The sequence below is a fragment of the Geomonas silvestris genome, from assembly GCF_014193515.1.
In the GTDB taxonomy this organism is placed as follows: domain Bacteria; phylum Desulfobacterota; class Desulfuromonadia; order Geobacterales; family Geobacteraceae; genus Geomonas; species Geomonas silvestris.
The window spans coordinates 52,526-71,967 of the sequence record NZ_BLXX01000004.1; the positions used below are offsets into that span (position 1 = coordinate 52,526).

At 62.8% G+C, this 19,442-nt stretch carries 16 protein-coding genes; all 16 read right to left on the reverse strand.

Going from position 1 to position 19,442, the window contains the following annotated elements:
• Positions 1-4: 4 nt before the first annotated feature.
• The 16 genes from GMST_RS08360 to GMST_RS08435 all read right to left on the reverse strand — a co-directional run bounded on the left by GMST_RS08360 (position 5) and on the right by GMST_RS08435 (position 19,439).
• Entirely contained in the window at positions 5-3,022 is a 3,018-nt protein-coding gene (locus GMST_RS08360; protein ID WP_246399305.1) for an SLBB domain-containing protein, read from the reverse strand.
• A gap of 494 nt (positions 3,023-3,516) precedes the next feature.
• Complete coding sequence (locus GMST_RS08365) at positions 3,517-4,032, reverse strand: KdsC family phosphatase (protein WP_183354189.1); 516 nt, start codon at positions 4,030-4,032, stop codon at positions 3,517-3,519.
• Positions 4,033-4,178: 146 nt separating this feature from the next.
• On the reverse strand, positions 4,179-5,144 hold the full coding sequence (locus GMST_RS08370) for a KpsF/GutQ family sugar-phosphate isomerase (protein WP_183354190.1): 966 nt from the start codon (positions 5,142-5,144) through the stop codon (positions 4,179-4,181).
• Between the two features lie 187 nt (positions 5,145-5,331).
• On the reverse strand, positions 5,332-6,150 hold the full coding sequence (gene kdsA, locus GMST_RS08375) for a 3-deoxy-8-phosphooctulonate synthase (protein ID WP_183354191.1): 819 nt from the start codon (positions 6,148-6,150) through the stop codon (positions 5,332-5,334).
• Positions 6,151-6,414: 264 nt separating this feature from the next.
• Entirely contained in the window at positions 6,415-8,016 is a 1,602-nt protein-coding gene (gene pyrG / locus GMST_RS08380; protein ID WP_183354192.1) for a CTP synthase, read from the reverse strand.
• Positions 8,017-8,175: 159 nt separating this feature from the next.
• Positions 8,176-8,949: a 3-deoxy-manno-octulosonate cytidylyltransferase gene (gene kdsB / locus GMST_RS08385; RefSeq protein WP_183354193.1), complete on the reverse strand. Its 774-nt coding sequence runs from the start codon at positions 8,947-8,949 to the stop codon at positions 8,176-8,178.
• 193 nt (positions 8,950-9,142) lie between these two features.
• Positions 9,143-10,378: an EAL and HDOD domain-containing protein gene (locus GMST_RS08390; protein ID WP_183354194.1), complete on the reverse strand. Its 1,236-nt coding sequence runs from the start codon at positions 10,376-10,378 to the stop codon at positions 9,143-9,145.
• A gap of 62 nt (positions 10,379-10,440) precedes the next feature.
• On the reverse strand, positions 10,441-11,511 hold the full coding sequence (locus GMST_RS08395) for a protein-glutamate methylesterase/protein-glutamine glutaminase (RefSeq protein ID WP_183354195.1): 1,071 nt from the start codon (positions 11,509-11,511) through the stop codon (positions 10,441-10,443).
• Between the two features lies 1 nt (position 11,512).
• On the reverse strand, positions 11,513-12,007 hold the full coding sequence (locus GMST_RS08400) for a chemotaxis protein CheD (RefSeq protein ID WP_183354196.1): 495 nt from the start codon (positions 12,005-12,007) through the stop codon (positions 11,513-11,515).
• Positions 12,008-12,027: 20 nt separating this feature from the next.
• Positions 12,028-12,885 (reverse strand): CheR family methyltransferase, encoded by an 858-nt coding sequence (locus tag GMST_RS08405; protein WP_183354197.1) that lies wholly within the window; start codon positions 12,883-12,885, stop codon positions 12,028-12,030.
• A 176-nt stretch (positions 12,886-13,061) separates the two neighbouring features.
• Complete coding sequence (locus GMST_RS08410) at positions 13,062-15,149, reverse strand: chemotaxis protein CheA (protein WP_183354198.1); 2,088 nt, start codon at positions 15,147-15,149, stop codon at positions 13,062-13,064.
• The gene (locus GMST_RS08415) at positions 15,146-15,511 is read right to left on the reverse strand and encodes a response regulator (RefSeq protein ID WP_183354199.1); all 366 of its coding nucleotides are present in this window, start codon (positions 15,509-15,511) and stop codon (positions 15,146-15,148) included. The genes GMST_RS08410 and GMST_RS08415 overlap by 4 nt, the downstream gene beginning before the upstream one ends.
• Positions 15,511-15,873, reverse strand: a complete 363-nt coding sequence (locus tag GMST_RS08420) for an STAS domain-containing protein (RefSeq protein ID WP_183354200.1) — start codon at positions 15,871-15,873, stop codon at positions 15,511-15,513. The genes GMST_RS08415 and GMST_RS08420 overlap by 1 nt, the downstream gene beginning before the upstream one ends.
• A gap of 31 nt (positions 15,874-15,904) precedes the next feature.
• Complete coding sequence (locus tag GMST_RS08425; protein WP_183354201.1) at positions 15,905-17,689, reverse strand: Mut7-C RNAse domain-containing protein; 1,785 nt, start codon at positions 17,687-17,689, stop codon at positions 15,905-15,907.
• 255 nt (positions 17,690-17,944) lie between these two features.
• Positions 17,945-18,418 (reverse strand): cytochrome P460 family protein, encoded by a 474-nt coding sequence (locus GMST_RS08430; protein ID WP_183354202.1) that lies wholly within the window; start codon positions 18,416-18,418, stop codon positions 17,945-17,947.
• Positions 18,419-18,794: 376 nt separating this feature from the next.
• Positions 18,795-19,439, reverse strand: a complete 645-nt coding sequence (locus GMST_RS08435; RefSeq protein ID WP_183354203.1) for a metal-dependent transcriptional regulator — start codon at positions 19,437-19,439, stop codon at positions 18,795-18,797.
• Positions 19,440-19,442 lie beyond the last annotated feature (3 nt).

A 19,442-nucleotide genomic window follows, 5' to 3' on the forward strand; every position in this document is an offset into this window, starting at 1 on the left:
CACCTCAGAACTTGAGCCCGGCGGCCACCAGGACGCCCGCGGTCACCGCTATATTCCCCAGCACCTGGGCTATGTCCTTGATGTCCCGAAGCCACGCGGTCTTCTCGTACTGGCGCGGCACGATGACCGTGTCGCCCGAGTCGAGGTGCTTGTGCCAGAACGAGTTGAAGAACAGGAAGTGCCCGGAGTTCTTGCGGCTTATTACCGATCCGTTCACCTTGACTACGTAGACCTCGCTTAAGTCGGCGTCCCCGGTGGCGCCCCCCACCTGGTCCAGGTACCACTCGACGCTCTTCTCGCGCTGGCTCACGATGGAGTTCTGGTTGTAGACGTCGCCGATCACGTTGACCGTGCCGGGATCGCTGGGGACGGTGAGCCGGTCGCCCCCCTGCAGCTCCACGTCGTAGACGCTCCCCTTCAGCTCCTCCAGCGAGGCGATCTCGATGAGCACCCGCCCCTCGGCCCTCTTGCTCTTCAGGACCTCGACGCTCTGCATCAGGGTCTCCAGGGTGGTCTTCGTCGAGGCGACCTCCTCCGCCGAGGCCGCGGTCTGGGCGATCTTGGTCTGCAGCTTGATGATGTCCTCCTGGGCCTTGCTGAGCGCCTCATCCATGCGCTGCTGCTGCAGGCGCCGGGCGATCTCCCGGGTAAACTTGGCCCCCTTAAGGTAAGCCAGATCGGTAAAGCCGCCGGCGCGCTCGATGACGGAGCTCAAGCGCTCCCCCTTGAAAATCGGGTAGACCCCGGGGAAGCGGAACTCGCCCTTTAAAAGGACGTAGCGCTCGGTCGACTCGGACCAGTTCGGGATGCGCCTCACGGAGAGCTCGTCGAAGGGCTGCAGCTTGATGTTCTCCACCCCGCCCGCGAGCGCCTTTTCCAGGTCGACCTGGATCGAGTAGGAGCTGACCGAATCGCCGCTACGCCGGAGCCTCGTGATCTCGGCGTTTTTCAGGTAGGCGTCCATCTTCACGTTGCCGCCGGCCATCAGCAGGTCGCGCACCGTCATGTTCTGGAAGAAGCGCTTCTGCCCGGGGCGCTGTACCTCGCCGTTGATGCGCACGAAGGGGAGCTCTTCCATCTCCTTTCTGGAGAAGACCCGCACCCGGTCGAACTCCTTCAACTCCAGGTCGTTGGCCGGATCCTGCGCGAGCGCCTTACTGAGATCGAAAAAGATCACCTCGGGGTGCTGGTCCGGCGGGCAGAGCCGGATCACCTGACCGGCCTGACCGTAGTACTCGGGAAGCAGGTTGTCTCTGGAGAGGAGCGCGCTCACCCGCATGCCGGGCTTCAGGGCCACGTCGCCGGGGCGCAGCACGTGGCCGGAGAGCCTCACGTAGCCGTGCAGCACGCCGTCGATGGGGAGCACCTGCACCACGTCGTGATCCTGGACCGCGAAGCTGCCGGCCTGCTGGTCGATGCCGCGGTCCCCGTTCAGGTCGAGGTTTATGTCGGTCACCATCTTCTTGTCGTGGGCCTGCACCCGGTAGACCTGGATCCGCTGCAGATACCCGCTCGGGTTGATCCCGCCGGCCAGGTCGAGGAGGTCCTTCAGGTTGCGTTCGCTTTTCAGCTCGTAGATCGCCGGGCGCCTCACGTTCCCCGCCACCCCGGCCACCGGCCCGACTACCGGGACGAGCACCGTGTCGCCGGGCTGAAGGCGGATGTCCTTACCCTTGTCACCCTTCAGGAAGAACTGGTAGAGGTCGACCGTCTCCACCACCTGTCCGGCGCGGTTGATCTGGATGGAGCGCAGGCTGCCGTTCTTGGTCGGCCCCCCGGCCAGGACCAGCGCGCTCAGGACCGTGGTGAGGGAGTTCACGTTGTAGTCGCCGGGGCGCTGCACCTCCCCCACCACGTAGACCTTGATGGAGCGCAGCCGCCCCATGTTCACGTTGAGGTTGAAGTTCTTGTAGACCTTGCCGATCGCCGCCCGGATCAGGGTCGGCGCCTGGTCGAAGCGCTCGCCGGCCACCTTCACCGCACCGACCCGGGGGAGCGTGATCTCGCCCGCGCGGTTCACCTCGACGTTGTAGACCCCGTCGAAGCTCCCCCAGACCGTGAGCACCAACCGGTCGCCCACGTTGATGCGGTAGTCCGGCCCCACCGGGATGTCGGTAAGCGGTGCGAAGCGCGGATAGCCCTGGCGGAAGAAACTGTAGCCGAACTGGGTGAGCACTCCGGTGCCGTAGGGCTGTGACTTGGCCTTCTCGGCCGTCACCGGCGTTTCGCTCAGGGTACGCTCGATGCTGGAGAGACCGCGCAGGGGATCGCGGCGCGGCAGTTTTTTCAGGCCTTTCAGGTCGCCTGCGTCCGGCTTGTCCTTGGCGGCATCGGAGGGAGCCTTCTGCTGCGGCGCTTGCGCCGGAGTCGGCTGGCTGCCGTCTTTCTTCTCCTTGGTAAGGTTCAGCGGGCCGCGCGGCTGGTAGTCGTCATCGAGGTACGGCATGGGGAGGAAATCTTCCTGGTCCATGGGAAGTTGGGACGGCTGAAAGTAGTTGCGGGAGCCGTTGGGTCCGATGAACTGCCCCTGGGCGCCGAACTGGTTGGTCCCGGGAAGGCCCGGCTGCGTTTGTCCCGGCGGGAGCTGCTGCCCCTGCTGCGGCATCCCCTGGCCCATCCCCTGCGGCAACTGCCCTCCGAAGGACTGCTGCCCCTGAAGGTATTGCTGATAGAGCTGATAATCCTGCTGAAACTGCTGGTACTGGCTCGGCAACTGGGTCGGCAGGTCGAGCGAATCCGAGGGCGGCAGGTCGGCTTGCGCATCGTATCCTTCGCTTCCCGACTCCGGGTACTGCTGGGGATAGGCAGAGCCGTAGCCCTGGTCGGCGTCGGGGCCCTGACCGCCGCCGTCCGGGCCGGCACCGAGATTTGCTCCGCCCTGCCTCTGGCCCTGATAGGGGAACAGCGCTTCCTGGTCGGCAGATGGGTCTTCCGTGAAACTTCCGAACAGATTCGCACCCCATGACGCGGAGGCCGAAACTAGAACGATGATGACGATTACCGAACTCAAAAGTCGCTTCATGCTGTGTACGATCCCCAATCGATCAACTGACATCCCCCTGAGGGGTCTGCAACCCATCCACAGCTTGCTGCCGTTGCTTGGAGCGGCAAGGTGTAACATTTGTTAATGCAAATGTAAAGCTGTTAATTTTTTCTGAGGGAGGCGCGCCAGGCACTGCAGATATCGAAAATTCGCGGAGATCAACCCCACGCAGCTAAGACACCGGCATCACATAGGTAACAGCATAGGCAGCATCAGCGCAGGATTCCGGCAGCATTATTCCTCAGTAACCAGCAGTGACATAATTAATTCTGTTAAATTATCGATGATTAATTTCCCTCATTGTCTATAACACGTGCAGAGACTAATGCAAGTAGGTGAGGTGAATTTCTGTGAGAGTGGCTAAGCGGGTGAGAGAATGGCGGACAAGGCTATGAGTTCAGAGGGGGGGGCGAAAGACAGAGGATAAAAAAAGGGGCCCTGACGAGGGCCCCGGATGGTTGGCTGGATCGGTTTTAGAGGTAGTAGCGGGAGGTGATGCTGTCCCAGGTCCCCTGCCCTTTCAGGATCAGGTCGCAGACCTCACGGACCGCGCCCCAACCGCCGCGGTTCTTGGAGACGAAATGGGCGAAGGGAAGCACCTCGGCCACCGCATCGGCGGGAGCGGCGGCAAAGCCGACCCGGCGCAAGAGCGGGATGTCGATGACGTCGTCACCCATGAAGGCTACCTGCTCGTCGGTGAGCCCGGTGGTCTCCAGCATCTGCCGGTAGGGAACCAGCTTGTCCAGGGATTTCTGGAAGACGTGGGTAATGCCGAGCTCCATCGCGCGGTTGGCCACCACCTGGGACTCGCGTCCCGAGATGATGCCGATTTCGAGGCCGGAGCGCTGCAGCATCTTGATACCGTGACCGTCTTTTACGTTGAAAAACTTGCTCTCCACGCCGTTGGAATCGAAGATGATGCGCCCGTCGGTCATCACCCCGTCCACGTCCAGGATCAAAAGTTTTATCTTCTTGAGTCTATCTTCCACGTTGGTCTCCATGGTTCAACCGTTAGGTGTGCAGTAACTCAGACGAAAGGCGAATCCCCCCTGCCCCCCCCTTTTCCAAAGGGGGGAACGCTACGTCACCTGCAGCGTGGGGCGAACGCAGCTCCCGGGAATTCCTCGATGGAGACCTAGGCGATGCCTGCCTTCAGGAGGTCGTGCAGGTGCACGATTCCGACCGGTTTCGCCGCGTCGGCGTCGTCGAAGACGAACAGCGAGGTGATCGAGTACTGCTCCATCTGCTGCAGTGCGCGGGCAGCCAGTTCGTCGCGGGAGATCCGCTTGGGCTTACCCGCCATGAGCGCCGAAGCCGGCAGGTTGATGATGTCGAGCCCGCGGCCCAGGGCGCGACGCAGGTCACCGTCGGTGATCACACCGATGAGCGCACCGTCGGCATCGGTCACCCCGGTAATCCCCAGCCCTTTGGAGGTGATGGTGAACAGAGCCTCGCCCATCAGGGTCTCGGAGGCGACCAGCGGGAGCGACTCGCCGGAATGCATGATGTCCTCCACCTTCAAAAGCAGACGGCGGCCCAGGGCGCCGCCCGGGTGGAACATGGCGAAGTCCTCGGCCTTGAAGCCACGCTGCACCAGGAGCGCCACAGCGAGTGCGTCGCCCATGGCCAGGGTCACCGTCGTCGAGGCGGTGGGGGCGAGCCCCAGCGGGCAGGCCTCCTCCTTAACCGAGATGTCCAGGAAAACGTCGCCGCTTTTCGCGAGCGAAGAGTTGGGGTTGCCGGCGACGGCGATGAGCGAAGCCCCCAGGCGCTTGATGATGGGGAGGATGCGCACAACCTCGTCGGTCTCGCCCGAGTTGGAGATGGCGATCACCACGTCGCCGCGCATGATCATCCCCAGGTCGCCGTGAATACCTTCGGCGGGGTGCAGGAAGAAGGCGGGAGTGCCGGTGGAGGCCATGGTGGAGGCGATCTTCTGGCCGATCAGCCCCGATTTCCCCATGCCGGTGACCACCACGCGCCCGCTGGCGTTGAGGATCATGTGAACCGCACGCTCGAATTCCCCGTTGATGGAGGCCGCAAGGTTCTTGAGCGCCTCGGCTTCCACCTCGATCACCCGTTTTGCTTCAGCTAGGATCATAACGTTTCCATTCTGTAGAGTTAGATGTAATAACGACAGCAGGGGACTGGCTCACTAGGCGCCTGTCCCCTTTGTTCAGCCCGCACCGGTCGTAACCAGGTGTGGGCGAATGTTTATTCGCCCCTACAAGATCCTCGGGTCGGGCGCAGGGGACTGGCACCTGCGGCGTCTGTCCCCTTTTCTTTGCCTACTTCACGATGGCGTCGATGGCCTTGAGCTTCTTCAACAGCACGGCCAGGTCGTTCAGGCGCACCGAGTTCGGGCCGTCGCAGAGGGCCTTCTCGGGCTCCTCGTGGACCTCCATGAAAACGCCGTCGATACCGGTCGCCACGGCGGCGCTCGCCAGGAACTCGACGTACTCGCGCTGGCCGCCGGAAGAGGTCCCCTGCCCGCCCGGCAGTTGGACGCTGTGGGTGGCATCGAAGATCACCGGGCAACCGGTGGAGCGCATGATCGGGAAGCTCCTCATGTCGACCACCAGGTTGTTGTAGCCGAAGCTCGCACCGCGCTCGGTGAGGATGATGTTCTCGTTGTCGCAGGATTCCAGCTTGCCGACCACGTTCTTCATATCCCAGGGAGCCAGGAACTGCCCCTTCTTGACGTTGATGACCCGGCCGGTCTTCGCTGCGGCGGCCAAAAGGTCGGTCTGCCGGCACAGGAACGCCGGGATCTGCAGCACGTCGAGGACGTCCGCTGCGGGGGCGACCTGTTCGATGGAGTGGATATCCGAGAGTACCGGTACGCCCAAAGCCTCCTTCACCTTGGCCAGGATGCGCAGCCCCTCCTCGAGCCCGGGCCCGCGGAAAGCGGTCACCGAGGTGCGGTTTGCCTTGTCGTACGAGGCCTTGAAGATGAGCGGGATCCCGACGCCATTGCAGATGGTCATCAGGCGTTCAGCTGCGTGCAGGGTGGCACTCTCGTTTTCGATGACACAGGGACCCGCCACCAGGACCAGCGGCCGGTTCCCACCGATTTTGATGCCGCCTACTGCGACTTCACGGACCATGCAAAACTCCTTAACAGCAGATAGGCTGTTCTAGGTTCTATGTTCTAAGCAGAAAGGCTGTTCTAGGTTCTATGTTCTAAGTTCTACGTTAAATGCCTTGAAACGGTTCCAGGTTCTACGTTCTCAGCTAAAGGCTAAGCCTTCCAGGTTCAATCCTAGGTTCAATGTTAGAGGTATCACCATCGCTGTGGTTTTTAACCTAGAACCTAGAACGTAGAACTTAGAACGGCCGTTAGGTTTTTAACCTAGAACGTAGAACGGATGTTATTTCCTGTTCGCCTTGGTGGCGCCGATGAAGGCCTTGAACAGCGGGTGCGGGCTGAGCGGCTTGGACTTGAACTCGGGGTGGAACTGGCAGCCCAGGAACCACGGGTGGTTCGGGAGCTCGATGATCTCCACCAGATCGGCCTCTTTGTACACGCCGGAGATCACCATCCCCTTCTCGATCAACGAGGCGCGGAAGCCGTTGTTGAACTCGTAGCGGTGACGGTGACGCTCGGAGATTTCGGTGCTGCCGTAGGCCTTCTGGGCGAAGGTCCCCTTGGTGAGCGAGCACGGGTAGGCACCCAGACGCATGGTCCCCCCCTTGTTCTCGACGCCGATCTGGGCCTCCATGAGGTGGATCACCGGGCTTGCGCAGACCGGCTTGAACTCGCTGGAGAAGGCCTCCGGGAGCTTGCAGACGTTACGGGCGTACTCGACGGCCGCCATCTGCATACCGAGGCAGATACCGAAGAAGGGAACGTTGTTGATACGGGCGTACTCGATCGCCTTGATCTTACCCTCGGTGCCGCGCTCGCCGAAGCCGCCGGGAACCAGGATGCCGTCCACGCTCTTCAGGTACTTATCGACCCCTTCTTCCTCGATCTTCTCGGAATCGACGTAGATCAGGTTCACGCGGCAGTCGTTCGCGATGCCGCCGTGGGTGAGCGCCTCGGAGAGCGACTTGTACGACTCCTTGAGATCCACGTACTTGCCGACCACGGCGATGTTCACCTGGCCGTCGGCCGGGTTCACCAGCTTGTTCACCACCTGCTGCCAGTGGGAGAGGTCCGGAGCCTTGGTCCAGATGTTCAGCTTCTCGACCACCTGCTCGTCGAGCCCCTCGCGGTTCAGCGCCAGCGGCACCGCGTAGATGTGCTCGGCGTCGCGCGAGGTGATGACCGCCTTCTCCTCCACGTTGCAAAAGAGCGCGATCTTCGCCTTCATCTCCTGGGGCAGCTCCTTCTCGCAGCGGCACAAGAGGATGTCCGGCTGGATACCGATCTCGCGCAGCTCCTTCACCGAGTGCTGGGTCGGCTTGGTCTTCAGCTCGCCGGCGGTCGTGATGTAGGGGACCAGGGTCACGTGCAGGTAGAGCACGTTCCCGGCGCCGCGGTCGCTCTTCAGCTGGCGGATCGCCTCCAGAAACGGCAGCGACTCGATGTCGCCCACGGTGCCGCCGATCTCGATGATGGCGATGTCCGAACCCTTGGCGTTCTCCAGGATGTTCGCCTTGATCTGGTCGGTGATGTGCGGGATCACCTGCACGGTGCCGCCCAGGTAGTCGCCGCGGCGCTCCTTCTCGATGACCGAGAAGTAGACCTGGCCGGTGGTGAAGTTGCTCTTCTTGGAGAGCTTGGCCGAGGTGTAGCGCTCGTAGTGGCCGAGGTCCAGGTCGGTTTCCGCGCCGTCGTCGGTGACGAACACCTCGCCGTGCTGGAAGGGGGACATGGTACCCGGGTCGACGTTGATGTACGGGTCGAGTTTCTGAATGGTGACCCTCAAGCCTCGGGCCTCCAAAAGAGCCCCCAAAGATGCGGCGGCGAGGCCCTTACCGATTGAAGAGACGACGCCGCCGGTTACAAAGATAAATTTTGTCTTCACGTAACAACCTCCAGAATAAAGAAACGGTTCTACGAGCTGCCTTTCGGGTCCGCACAGCGGGTGGGCCCAAGGGGCCGCCCCTGCCGGGACCGGGAAGGTAGCGCGTACAACTTTGGTACAGACAGCGAAAAGAAAAGGCCCCGTTATCCGGGGCGCGGACTAAAAGGTTTTCGGCGGGTTCGCCTTGAGTTTAACCAGCACCTTCTCCAGATCGGCGGGGGTGTCGACCCCGATGGACTCGAACTCGGTCTCCACGATCTTGATCCGGTAGCCGTTTTCCAGGACCCGCAACTGCTCGAGCTTCTCGGCCATCTCGAGATAGCTCGGCTCAAGCCCCGCAAAGACGGGGAGAAACTCGCGCCGGTACACGTAGAGCCCCACATGCTTGTAGCAGAGGAGTTTCCCGGAGACGAAGGCCTCGTCCTTGAGATCGTTCCACTTGTCGCGGAAAAACGGCAGCGGCGACCGGGAGAAGTAGAGCACGTTCCCGTGGGGGTCCGAGACCACCTTCACCACGTTGGGCGACAGGAAGTCGTGCAGGGTCTTGATGCGGGTCTTCAAGGTCGCCATCGGGATGGCGGGATCCTCCAGCAGCGGGGCGATCGCCTGGTCGATCATGGCCGGATCGATGAGCGGCTCGTCCCCCTGGACGTTGACGATGATGTCGGCGTCCAGCCGCTGGGCCACCTCGGCCAGCCGGTCGGTCCCGGTCTCGTGGGTCGAGGCGGTCATCTCCGCCCGCCCCCCGAATTCGCGGACCTTGGCGGCGATGCGCTCGTCGTCGGTGGCGACGATCACCTCGGAGACCAGCTTCGCTTTCAGGGCACGCTCGTAAACATGCTGCACCATGGGGCGACCCATGATGTCGGCCAGTGCCTTGCCTTCAAAACGCGTGGATGCATACCTGGCGGGAATAACCGCGGCTATCTTCATGTGCTTCTCGGTTGGCGGCCGGGGCCCGAAGGGCTGGTGGCACACCTGATAACAGTAGTATTTTCAGGCGATTGCTAGGCTGGCTTGTGCTACGGCTGTGGGCCGGGAAGCATAGCCCAAACTGGCTTGCGTCCCTCTCATTGGCGGGACGAATCAAGTTACATCAAAAGAAAGGATCGTGTCAAGGAGGGAATCAGAGCGCGGCACTGAGGCGGTCCGACCAGGTGATGGTTTCCAGCTGTGCGGCGAGCAGCTGGTCGAGCGAAATACCGCACTGCTCCATGTGGCGGTTCACGGCGTGGAAATCGGCCTGCTCCAGCTTCTCGGCCAGGAGCAGCAGCTCCCCCAGCGGCCCGGTGCGCGACAGCAGCGCGTCGCGCACGTCGTCCACCAGGTTCAGCTTGGTGACCAATTCCCCCATGGAGACCTCGAACAGGACGTCGATGAGCGAGAGGATCCCGGCCATGAAGGCGCGGTCCGCCACCTCCTGGACCTCCCCTGCGGCGCCGGTCTGCACCAGGACCTCCAGGAGTTTCCCGCGCATGGCGGCAATTTCCAGCAAGGGGCTCTGGGCGCCGCCGGTCTCGCCCGTCGCGTAGAGCGCCAGGGTGATCCAGCGCTTTAACTGCTCGCGCCCCAGGACCATGAGCGCGTGGCGCAGGGTCTTGATGCGCACCCTGAGGCCGATGGCCACCGAGTTCACCAGCCTCAACAGGTTGAAGGTGAGCCCGGGGTTCTTCTTGAAGGTCTCCTCGATCTCGGAGAGGTCGGACTCGGCCATCACCTGCTGCATGAGCTGCAGCATGGTCAGCTTGCCGACGTCCAGCCGGTTCTGCTTGAGGACCACCGGGCGCGCGAAGTAGTACCCCTGGAACAGGTCGAAGCCGAGTTGGGCGCAGATGCCGTACTGCTCGGCGCTCTCCACCTTCTCGGCCAGGAGCACCAGCGGCCAGGCGCGCAGCCCGTCGACGTTGCGGCCGATCTCCTCCCGGGAGATCCCCAGCACGTCGAGCTTCACGATGTCCACGATCTGGTAGATGGGGGCGAAATCGGGTGAGTAGACGTGGTCGTCCAGGGCGAGCGTGAACCCCTGGGCCTTGAGGTCGCGGCAGCGCGCCACCACCTCGGCGTCCAAAAGGATGGTCTCCAAAAGCTCGATGACCACCTGGTCCTTGGGAAGCAGCTCCACCGCGTCGCTCATCAGCATCTCGCGGGTGACGTTGAAGAACCCCTTGTGGCGCCCCAATACGTCCTGGAACCCGAAATCGCTGAGCGCGTTCACGATGACGCTGGCGCTCGCGACGTGGGTATCCCGGAAGTTGGCGACGGCAAGGCTCTCGGCGGACCTGAACAACAGCTCGAACCCCACGATCCGCTGGGCCTTGTTCAGTATCGGCTGGCGCCCCAGAAAGAATTTTTCCCCCGTCATACGAGCCTCGTTTCCCGTACCTGTCGAGGCCGGTCCCGACAGGACCGACCGGATCGCCGTCGCTAACTGCAGAGCCTTAACACCTCGCGCGAGATGGACTCCAGGGGGCGCACGTAGTCGACCCCTCCCTGCTTGATCGCCTCGTTGGGCATCCCGAAGACGATGCAGGTTGCCTCGTCCTGGGCGATGTTCTGCGCACCGGCTTCCTTCATCTCCTTCATGCCGTGCGCGCCGTCGTCCCCCATGCCGGTCATGATCACCCCCACCGCGTTCTTGCCGGCGTAGCGGGCCGCCGAGCGGAACAGGACGTCCACCGAGGGGCGGTGCCGTGACACCAGGGGGCCGTCTTTGACCTCGACATAATAGCGCGCTCCGCTTCGTTTTAAAAGCAGATGATGGTTCCCCGGGGCGATCAGCGCGCGGCCGCGCACCACGGTGTCGTTGTCGGCCGCCTCCTTCACCGTGATCCGGCAGAGCCCGTCCAGGCGCTGCGAGAAGGCCCGGGTGAACCCCTCGGGCATGTGCTGCACGATGACGATCCCCGGGCAGTCCGCCGGCAGCGACTCGAGGAACACCTTGAGCGCCTCGGTACCGCCGGTGGAGGCCCCGACGACCACCACCTTCTCGGTGGTCTGCATCATGGCGTGGCTCTTGGGCTTCTCCATGATGACGTCGGCGGTGAGCTTGGGGGTCACGGTGCGGCTGGGGAGGTTTGAGATCTTGCGCACACGGGCCTGGCTTGCCGCCTTAACCGCGTCGCAGATGCGCAGCCGCGACTCCTCCAAAAAGGCCTTGGTCCCCATGCGCGGCTTCTGGATGATCTCCACCGCGCCGTACTCAAGGGCCTTGAGCGCGGTCTCCGACCCCTTATCGGTCAGGCTCGAGCACATCACCACGGGAATCGGGTGCTGGCTCATGATCTTGTGCAGGAAGGTGATGCCGTCCATGCGCGGCATCTCCACGTCCAGGGTGATCACGTCGGGGATCTCGTCGCGGATCCGCTCGGCGGCGATGTAGGGGTCTCCGGCGGTGGACATCACTTCTATCTGCGGGTCGGAGCTCAGGATCTCGGTCATGGTCTGGCGGACCACGGCGGAGTCGTCCACGATGAGGACCCTGATTTTTTTGGGCATGCTACACCTCCGTTTTTCTCAAACGCTTGAGAAACACCTCGCCGGTGTTGGTGTTAAAGATGATCTTTCTGCCGCGCGGCCCCCCCAGGTCCTGGGTTGCCACCCTGACCCCGTTCTCCTCGAGCATCTGCCGTGCCATCTCGATGTTCTGGCACCCCACGCTTTGGCGCCTGCCGTCCACGGTGTCGAACATGTCGGAGCCGCCAAAGAGCTTCCCCTCGATCTCGCCCGACAGCACCCCGTGCAGGGTGAGTTCCTCCAGCATGACCTCGATGGCGCAGCGCACGTACTTGCCGGCCTCGCCGCAGCAGTCGGAGTGCTCGTTGCGGCATTTGGGAAGGAGTGCGTGGCAGATCCCCCCAAGCCTAAGCCGCGGGACGTACATGGTCACCGCGACGCAGGACCCCAAAAGGGTGGTAACCCGCAACGGCTCTCCGGTAACCACGATCTCGCCCGGCTTGAGGAATACCATTTCCAGGTCACGGCTCAATTTCATTACTGCAATCCGTTAGTCGTTCATCCCTGCTTCCGGTACACGGTGGGGTAGACGCTGGTAAAGGCGACATCGAGGCCGCTTAGGGTTTCGGAGTGCCCCATGAAGATGAGGGCGTTGGGCTTCAGGTGCCGGTGGAAGCGCTGCAGCAGCTTTTCCTGGGTGGGGCGGTCGAAGTAGATGATCACGTTGCGGCAGAAGATGATGTCGAACTGCTCGCGCATGCCGCCGAAATCGTCGTCCATGAAGTTGAGCCGGCGAAAGCGCACCTTCTCGCGCAGCTCCGGCACGATGCGCACCAGTCCGCTGGCGCGGTCCTTACTGCGCAGGAGGTACTTCTTCTTAAGCGGCATCGGCACCGGCTCCACCAAAGGCTCGGCGTAGATGGCGTTCTTGGCCTTCTCGAGCACCCGGGTCGAGATGTCGGTGGCGAGGATCTGGAAGTCGAACCCGGGGTTGTGCAGGGCGAACTCGCTCAAGACCATGGAGAGGGTGTAGGGCTCCTCCCCCGAAGAGCAGCCGGCGCTCCACAAGGAGAGGGTGGCGCCGGGGTGGCGCTGGCACCAGCCGGGGAGCACCTTATGGGTCAGGTACTCGAAGTGGTCCGGCTCGCGGAAGAAGTCGGTCTTGTTGGTGGTGACCATGTCGAGCATCTGCACCAGCTCGTTTTCCTGCCCCGCCGCCGAGAACAGGTAGTCGCAGTAGTCGACGAAGCTGTGCATCCCGAGGGTGCGCAGCCTCTTGGCCAGGCGCGCCTCCAGCATGGTCTTTTTCACCTCGGGCATCTTGATGCCGCAGGTGTCGTAGATGAACCGGCTCAGCCGGCCGAATTCCTTGGCCGAAAGGCTCGGGTGGTCGATTTCGCGTGCCGCACTCTCCATAGTAAGCGCACTCCTCAATAGATGCGTATTGACAGGCATTTGCCCGGCTTTTCCGGAAGTTCCCAAAAAAAGACCCGCTTCCGAACCGGGGAGGCGGGTCTCTACAACGCCTTCAGCTTCCCGGCTCCGATTCCGGCCCAGGGGCGCCGGCTCGGCGCCCGGTACGCGCCGGCAGCCTAGGCTGCCTCAGCCTCAACCGATTGGACCAACTGCGGCACGTCGAGGATGAGCGCCACCGAACCGTCGCCCAGGATGGTCGCGCCGGAGATCCCCTCCACGTTCTTGTAGGCGCGCCCGAGCGACTTAATGACGGTCTGGTGCTCGCCGATCACCTGGTCCACCACGAACCCGATGCGCGAGCCGTTCACCTCGGTGATCACGATCTGCTCGATCTCCGGGCTCTCGCCGTGGATCAGGAAACGCTCCCGCAGCGGTATGTAGGGGACCAGGTGCTCGCGCACGTTGGCCAGGTGCCGGCCGTTGGAGCGCGCCACGTCCTCGCGGGTAAGCTCCACGCACTCGTCCACGAGGGAGAGCGGCAGCATGAAGAAGTCCCGGCCGATGCGCACCAAGAGGCTCTCGATAATGGCCAGGGTGAGCGGGATGCGCACCGTGATCTTCGCGCCTTCGCCGTACACGCTGGTGATGTCGATGGTGCCGCGCAAGGCCTCGATGGCCCGCTTCACCACGTCCATGCCGACCCCGCGCCCGGAGATGCTGGAGATCTTCTTCGCGGTGGAGAAGCCGGGGGCGAAGATCAGGTTGAAAAGCTCCTTTTCGGTAAGCTCCGCCTGCGGGGTAATGATCCCATTCTCGATCGCCTTGGCTCGCACCGCTTCCTTGTCGATCCCCGCGCCGTCGTCACGGATGGTGATGAGGACGCTGTCGCCTGAGTGCACCGCCGCCAGGTGCACCGTGCCGTGGCGCGGCTTGCCGGCGGCCACGCGGACCTCGGGAAGCTCGATGCCGTGGTCCAGGGAGTTCCTGATCAGGTGCACCAAGGGGTCGTTCAGCTTCTCGATGACCGTCTTGTCCAGCTCTGTCTCGGCGCCGTCGGTGGTCATCTCGATCTCTTTGCCGAGTTCGCTGGAGAGGTCGCGCACCAGGCGCTTGAATTTTGAGAAGGTGCTGCCGATCGGGAGCATCCTGATGTTGAGCGCGGAGTCCCTCAGTTCGCCGGTCAGGCGCTCCACCTCCTCGGCGATCGCCGAGAGCTCCAGGTCGGCGCGTCCCGCCGCGGTCTGCGAGAGGCGCGCCTGCACGGTGACCAGCTCGCCCACCAGGTTCACCAACAGGTCGAGGCGCTCGGCCGGGACCCTGATGCTGTTGCCGGCGTCGGAAGTCTGCTTCTCCTGGCGCACCGCCTGCACGTGGCGCTGCTCCACCAGGGCCGCCTCCACCTTGTTCTCGGTGACGATTCCCTTCTGGACCGCCAGTTCGCCGAAGCGCTTCTGCTCGGCAAGCACACTCGCCATCTCCTCGGTGGTGATGTCGCCGCGCTCCAGCAGGATCTCCCCTAACTTCTTGTACCCCTCGTCGGAGTTGTAGCCGTCATGCTCGGCGACCGCCTCGATGGATAGTTCGCAGTCGTCCTCCACGAAGATGAAGACGTCCTTTATGGCGTTCATCCCCTGGTCCGTGGTGAGGATCACATCCCAGTAGACGTAGCAGCTCTCCGGATCGAGCTCCTCGAGCTCGGGAACCCCCGCGGTCTGGGCGATGACGTTGCACACCCCGAGCTCGCGCAGCTCCACCAGGAGGTTCAAGGGGTTGCTGCCGCACCCCAGGATGCCGCGGCAGGGAGCGAAGCGGATCCGGTAGGTGATCCGGGTGCTGGCGGCGGCCGGCTTTGCGGTCTCCTGGTGGGTTACCGCGGCCGGGGCCTCGGCTCCCGCCAGGGCCCTGAGCCCCGCGATGATCTGCACCGTGGCGGTCAAGTCGGCGCCCCCGCCGCTCTCCGAGGCGTCCAGCATCGACTTGATCTGGTCCCGGGCGGCCAGGGTCAGGTTGATGAGCGGCTTGGTCACGCTCAGCTTGCCGTTTCGGACCATGTCGAAGACCGTCTCCACCTCGTGGGTGAAGCTTGCGATGTCGTCGAAGCCGAACATCGCTCCGGAACCCTTGATGGTGTGCATGGCGCGGAAGACCCGCCCGATGAGGTCGCTGTCCTCCGGCGTTTCCTCAAGCTCTAACAGAGATGTTTCCAGCTCGCTCAAGAGCTCGTACGCCTCTTCCTTGAATGCCTGCCGGTGAACGTCGATCATCCGAGCACCTTCTTTACAACCGCCATCAGTTGTTCAGGCTTGAAAGGCTTGACGATCCAGCCGGTGGCGCCGGCCGCCTTCCCTTCCTGCTTGCGGGAATCCTGGCTCTCCGTGGTGAGCATCACGATCGGGATGAACTTGCAGCTGGGAAGCGCGCGTGCCCCCTTGATCAGGCCGATGCCGTCCAGGTTGGGCATGTTGAGGTCGGTGATCAGCATGTCGACCTTGGTCCCCGAGAGCTTCTGCAGGGCGTCCTTGCCGTCCACCGCCTCGACCACCTCGTAGCCGCCTTGCTTCAGGGTGAAACTCACCATCTGCCGGACGCTCGCCGAGTCGTCCGCCGTCATGATTATCTTAGCCATCAGTCTTCCCCTCCCACCCAGATGCAGGTGTTATTTGTGTCGTGTTTGCACCCCATGTGACGCCTGAAGCCGGCTGCCTCCACGGTGTCGAGGTAGGCACGGTTGCCTCCGATCTCCAGGCAGAAGATCTTCCCGGCAAGCATCCAGCTGCGATGCCCCGCCTCCAGAAGCTGCAGGCCGGTCAGGTCGATCTCGCTGACCTGCGAGACGTCGACCCTCAGATCGCACCCCTTGGCCAGTGCCGCCACCAGCTCGTCCTTGAGTCCGGCGGCCTGAGCGATGGTGACGCTCCCGGCAAGCTTCATCCCCAGCACGCCGGGAGCCACCGGGTCCTGCCAGCTTTCAATCGTCAGTTCGTCCATACAGTTCCCCTGTTGTTAAGTAGCGGGCGTTTTAAAAAAGGTCGACGTTGTCCCCGAGTCCGTCGTCGGAACTGGCGGCGGCAGCCTGCATGACCGGTGCGCCACCGGAGAGCGACTCGTGGATTTTGCGTTCGCTGTGCATGGTGTAGCGTTTGGCGAGTTCGTCCAGGTTGATCCCCTGGGAGTCGGCCGGGGCCAGGCGCCGCGCCTGGCTCACCACGGCGCCCAGGCCGGTGATGGCGTACTCCAGCACGCGGTTCACCGTGTGGTGCACCGTGATGCCGCCGGTCACCTGCTCGATCTCGGCGGAGAGCCGGGAGACCGAATCGTCCATGCGGGCCAGCGAGGTGTGCAGGGTCTCGTTGACCTGGCGCAGCACCTCCACCAGGGAGTTGAGGTTTACCACCATGGCGTGCGCATCGTCCTCGAGATCCTCGGACTCGCCGCTGATGCCGTTGTTCAGGCTCTCGGTCACGCCGATGATCCCCTGCAGGGTCTGGGCGACCACGGTGGTGTGGTCGATCGCCTCGATGGAGAGCCGCTGGATCGCCTCGGCGAGCACCCCGAGCGCCGCCCCTTCGTCGCCGGTGTAGGCGGACTTGATCTGGGCGTTCAGTGCGATGAGCTTGATCTCCTCGCCGAGCTTTTCGATGTCCCCTACGAAGGAGGCGATCTCCCCTACCGTGCTCGCCACGGCGTGCATGGCGGCGCACAGGCTCTGGTTCACCTTGGAGCTCTCCTCGAGCGAGGCCGAGACCACGGAGATATCGCGCTGCATGTCGGTAAAGAAGCTCCCGCCGGTCTGGTCGGCGATACCGGCCATGGCCCGGGTCTCCTGGGAGAGCCCGGACTGCTTGCGGGCCACCTCGCGCAGGTTTCCGGCGATGGCCTGCACCGCGTGGTCCAGTTCGCTCGAGGCATGGCGCAGCTGGGCGGTCTGCATCTCGCAGATGATGGCGGCCTCGTCGGCCCCGGCGGAGCGGCTGGCGAGCCTGTCGTTTAGTTCGACCAGGGTCTCCTCGACGTGCTCGATCTGCTGGCGCACGATGTCGTGGGTCTGCATGGACATGACGACCTCGCCGATGTTGCGCGAGACCTCGTCGGAGACCGCGGAGATGCTCGCCACCGCGCTCGAGCAGCGGGCGTTGATCCCGCTTAAGGCGTCGAGGCTCGCACGTGTCTTCTCCAGGATCCCCAGGACCTGCTGGTGCTGCTGGGCTCCGGCGTCGAGCACCCCGGTCAGGGTCTGCTGGATGGCGCGGGCCAGGTCGTCGCGGCGGGTCAGGATCACCCCGGCCTTCTCGTTTACCTGCACCGCCAGCTCGCCGACGTCGTGTGCCAGGGTGTCGAACCCGGCGGCACTCTGCCCGAGGCGGGCGCTTTCTATCTTGGTGGAGATGCCGAGCATGCGCAGCACCTTGTTCACCTTCTTGAAGCCGGACAAGGGCGAGCCGACCTCGTCCAAAAGACCGAGGATGCGGCGCAGCGTGGCCGAGCTCTCCTCGATCTCGTGGCGGGCGCCGTCCACGTAGCGCCCCATCTCGGTCAAGAGGGTCTGCAATTCGCCCATGGCGCCGAAGACCTGGTCCCCGGCCACCTCCCCCATCATCTCGGCGGCGGTGGAGGAGATACCCTGGCCGCGCATATAGAAGTCCTGGAGCTTGCTGCCGATGGCCAGGAACTCGTCCTCGGTGGTGCCGGCCACGACCTTGAGGTGCTGGGCGATTTCCTGGAACTTGGCGCTCCACTCCTCGGCTAACCGTTCCAACTCGGTATCCGTTGTGGCGGCGTTCGCCGCATTGCCAACTGGTATCATGAAACCTTCCTTGTCTGCGGCGCGTGGTGGCGGTAAACCGGAATCCACATGAACTCCTGCGTCCGCTTGTTTTAATGTATCGACAGCCGCTTTCATATCTTTAAGCGTTTTTTCTGTCGCAGGATGAATAGTTTAAATGAGGGTGGGCACACTTCGGAAAGCTGCACAGTGTCGGTAGGATAATTCCGAGAGGCGAAAAAAAACGGGTGCCCCTGTGGGGCACCCGTAGTTCGTTGCAGAAGGTGGTGCGAGGGGTTATTTGAAGTCGGCGTACTTCGAGATGATGAAGTCGGTACCCTTGGCCGTCTTCAGGTGGCACTCGTAGCAGTTCGAGACCGGGTCGAGGCCGGAGGGGCGGCCGTCCGGGTTGAAGCCGGCGTATTGCCAGCCGCCGGTCTGCTTGAAGTTCTTGTCCTTTTTCATCAGGACGATCATCTGTTTTTTCCCTTCGGTCGGCTTGCCGCCGGCGTCCTTGATACTGTACTGCACCACGACGAAGGTGCTTCCTTCGGGATAGGTCCCGCCAGTGCGGTAGGTTTTCATCGCCTTGGGGTTCACGTAGGTGTAGTGGATGCCGTAGAAGAGCGATTTTTTGTCGGTGATCACCTGCTGCTTGCTCTTTTCCCACTTTTCGTACCCCTTGGGGAGAGTGGCTTTTTCGGCAGCGGAAAGGGTAAGCGGAGCGAGCGTCGCGAGGCCGAGCAGACCGGCCAGCAGAACCTTTTTCATGATGTCCTCCTCAGTAATGTCGTCGGTAGAAACAAAAGTGGCAGGGTAGCGGATTCAGTCGGCGGGTTCAAGCTTAAAACCAAAAATGAAGTTTAGCCACGGAGCCACGGAGGGCACGGAGAAAATCAGAATCTAAGGAAACCTTCTAGAAACGGGTTCGGCCTGCTGCGTTAACGCAAAAGGCCGAACCAGTAATGCTCTGCTTTTCTCGGGTTTCCACGTTACCATCGCTGCCGTCTTGGTCTTGCGCGAGGCGTGGTCAGGTCTCCCTGTTTACTCTCTCTCGGTGCCTCAAACGGAAGGACGTGAAGGGTGTGCCCGCGAGACTTGCCGTTCTCCGTGTTCTCCGTGCCTGTGGCTAGCCTTGCTTTTGCCTCTAGCGGCGGACGAAGATTTCGCGGGCCATCGCGGTGTCGATGGCGAATTCGGAGAAGCCGACCCGGAAGATGTAGGAAGGAAACGCCTGCATGAGCAGGATCCGGTTCCCCGGCAATACCCCCATCGCCATCAGCTTCTGCATCTTCTTGCCGTCCTCGGTTTGGATGTAGGCGATGTCCCCCTCTTCGCCGCTTTTCAGCTCGGTCAAGGGTACCACCCCCAGGTCGCCGCTCTTCCTGGCCTCCTCGCAGCAGTCACCCGGCGGGATCGGCTTGCCGTGCGGACAGGTGGCGGGGTGGTTCAGCATGGTGCAGACCTTCAAATCAACCCCTTCGTTCAAGAGGTGCTCGAACTGGCAGGCCTTCATGTCGCCGCTCTCGCCGCGGATATTGAGGACGTCCATCATGAGCCGCTCCGCCAAGCGGTGCCGCCTGATGGTCTTGCGCCCCTCGTCGCGCCCCTCGGGACGGAAGTAGATCCGGCGCCCCTTGATCTCGATAAGCGCCTGCGAGGCCAGCTCCTGGTAGGCGGGATCGGAGGCCTCGATCTCCATCTGGTCCAGCTCGGCGAATCCGCGCCCCTTCTCCTCGGACTCGATCCAGAGCGCCTCCAGTATTTCTTCCGCCCTATCAGTCAGTTTCATGTG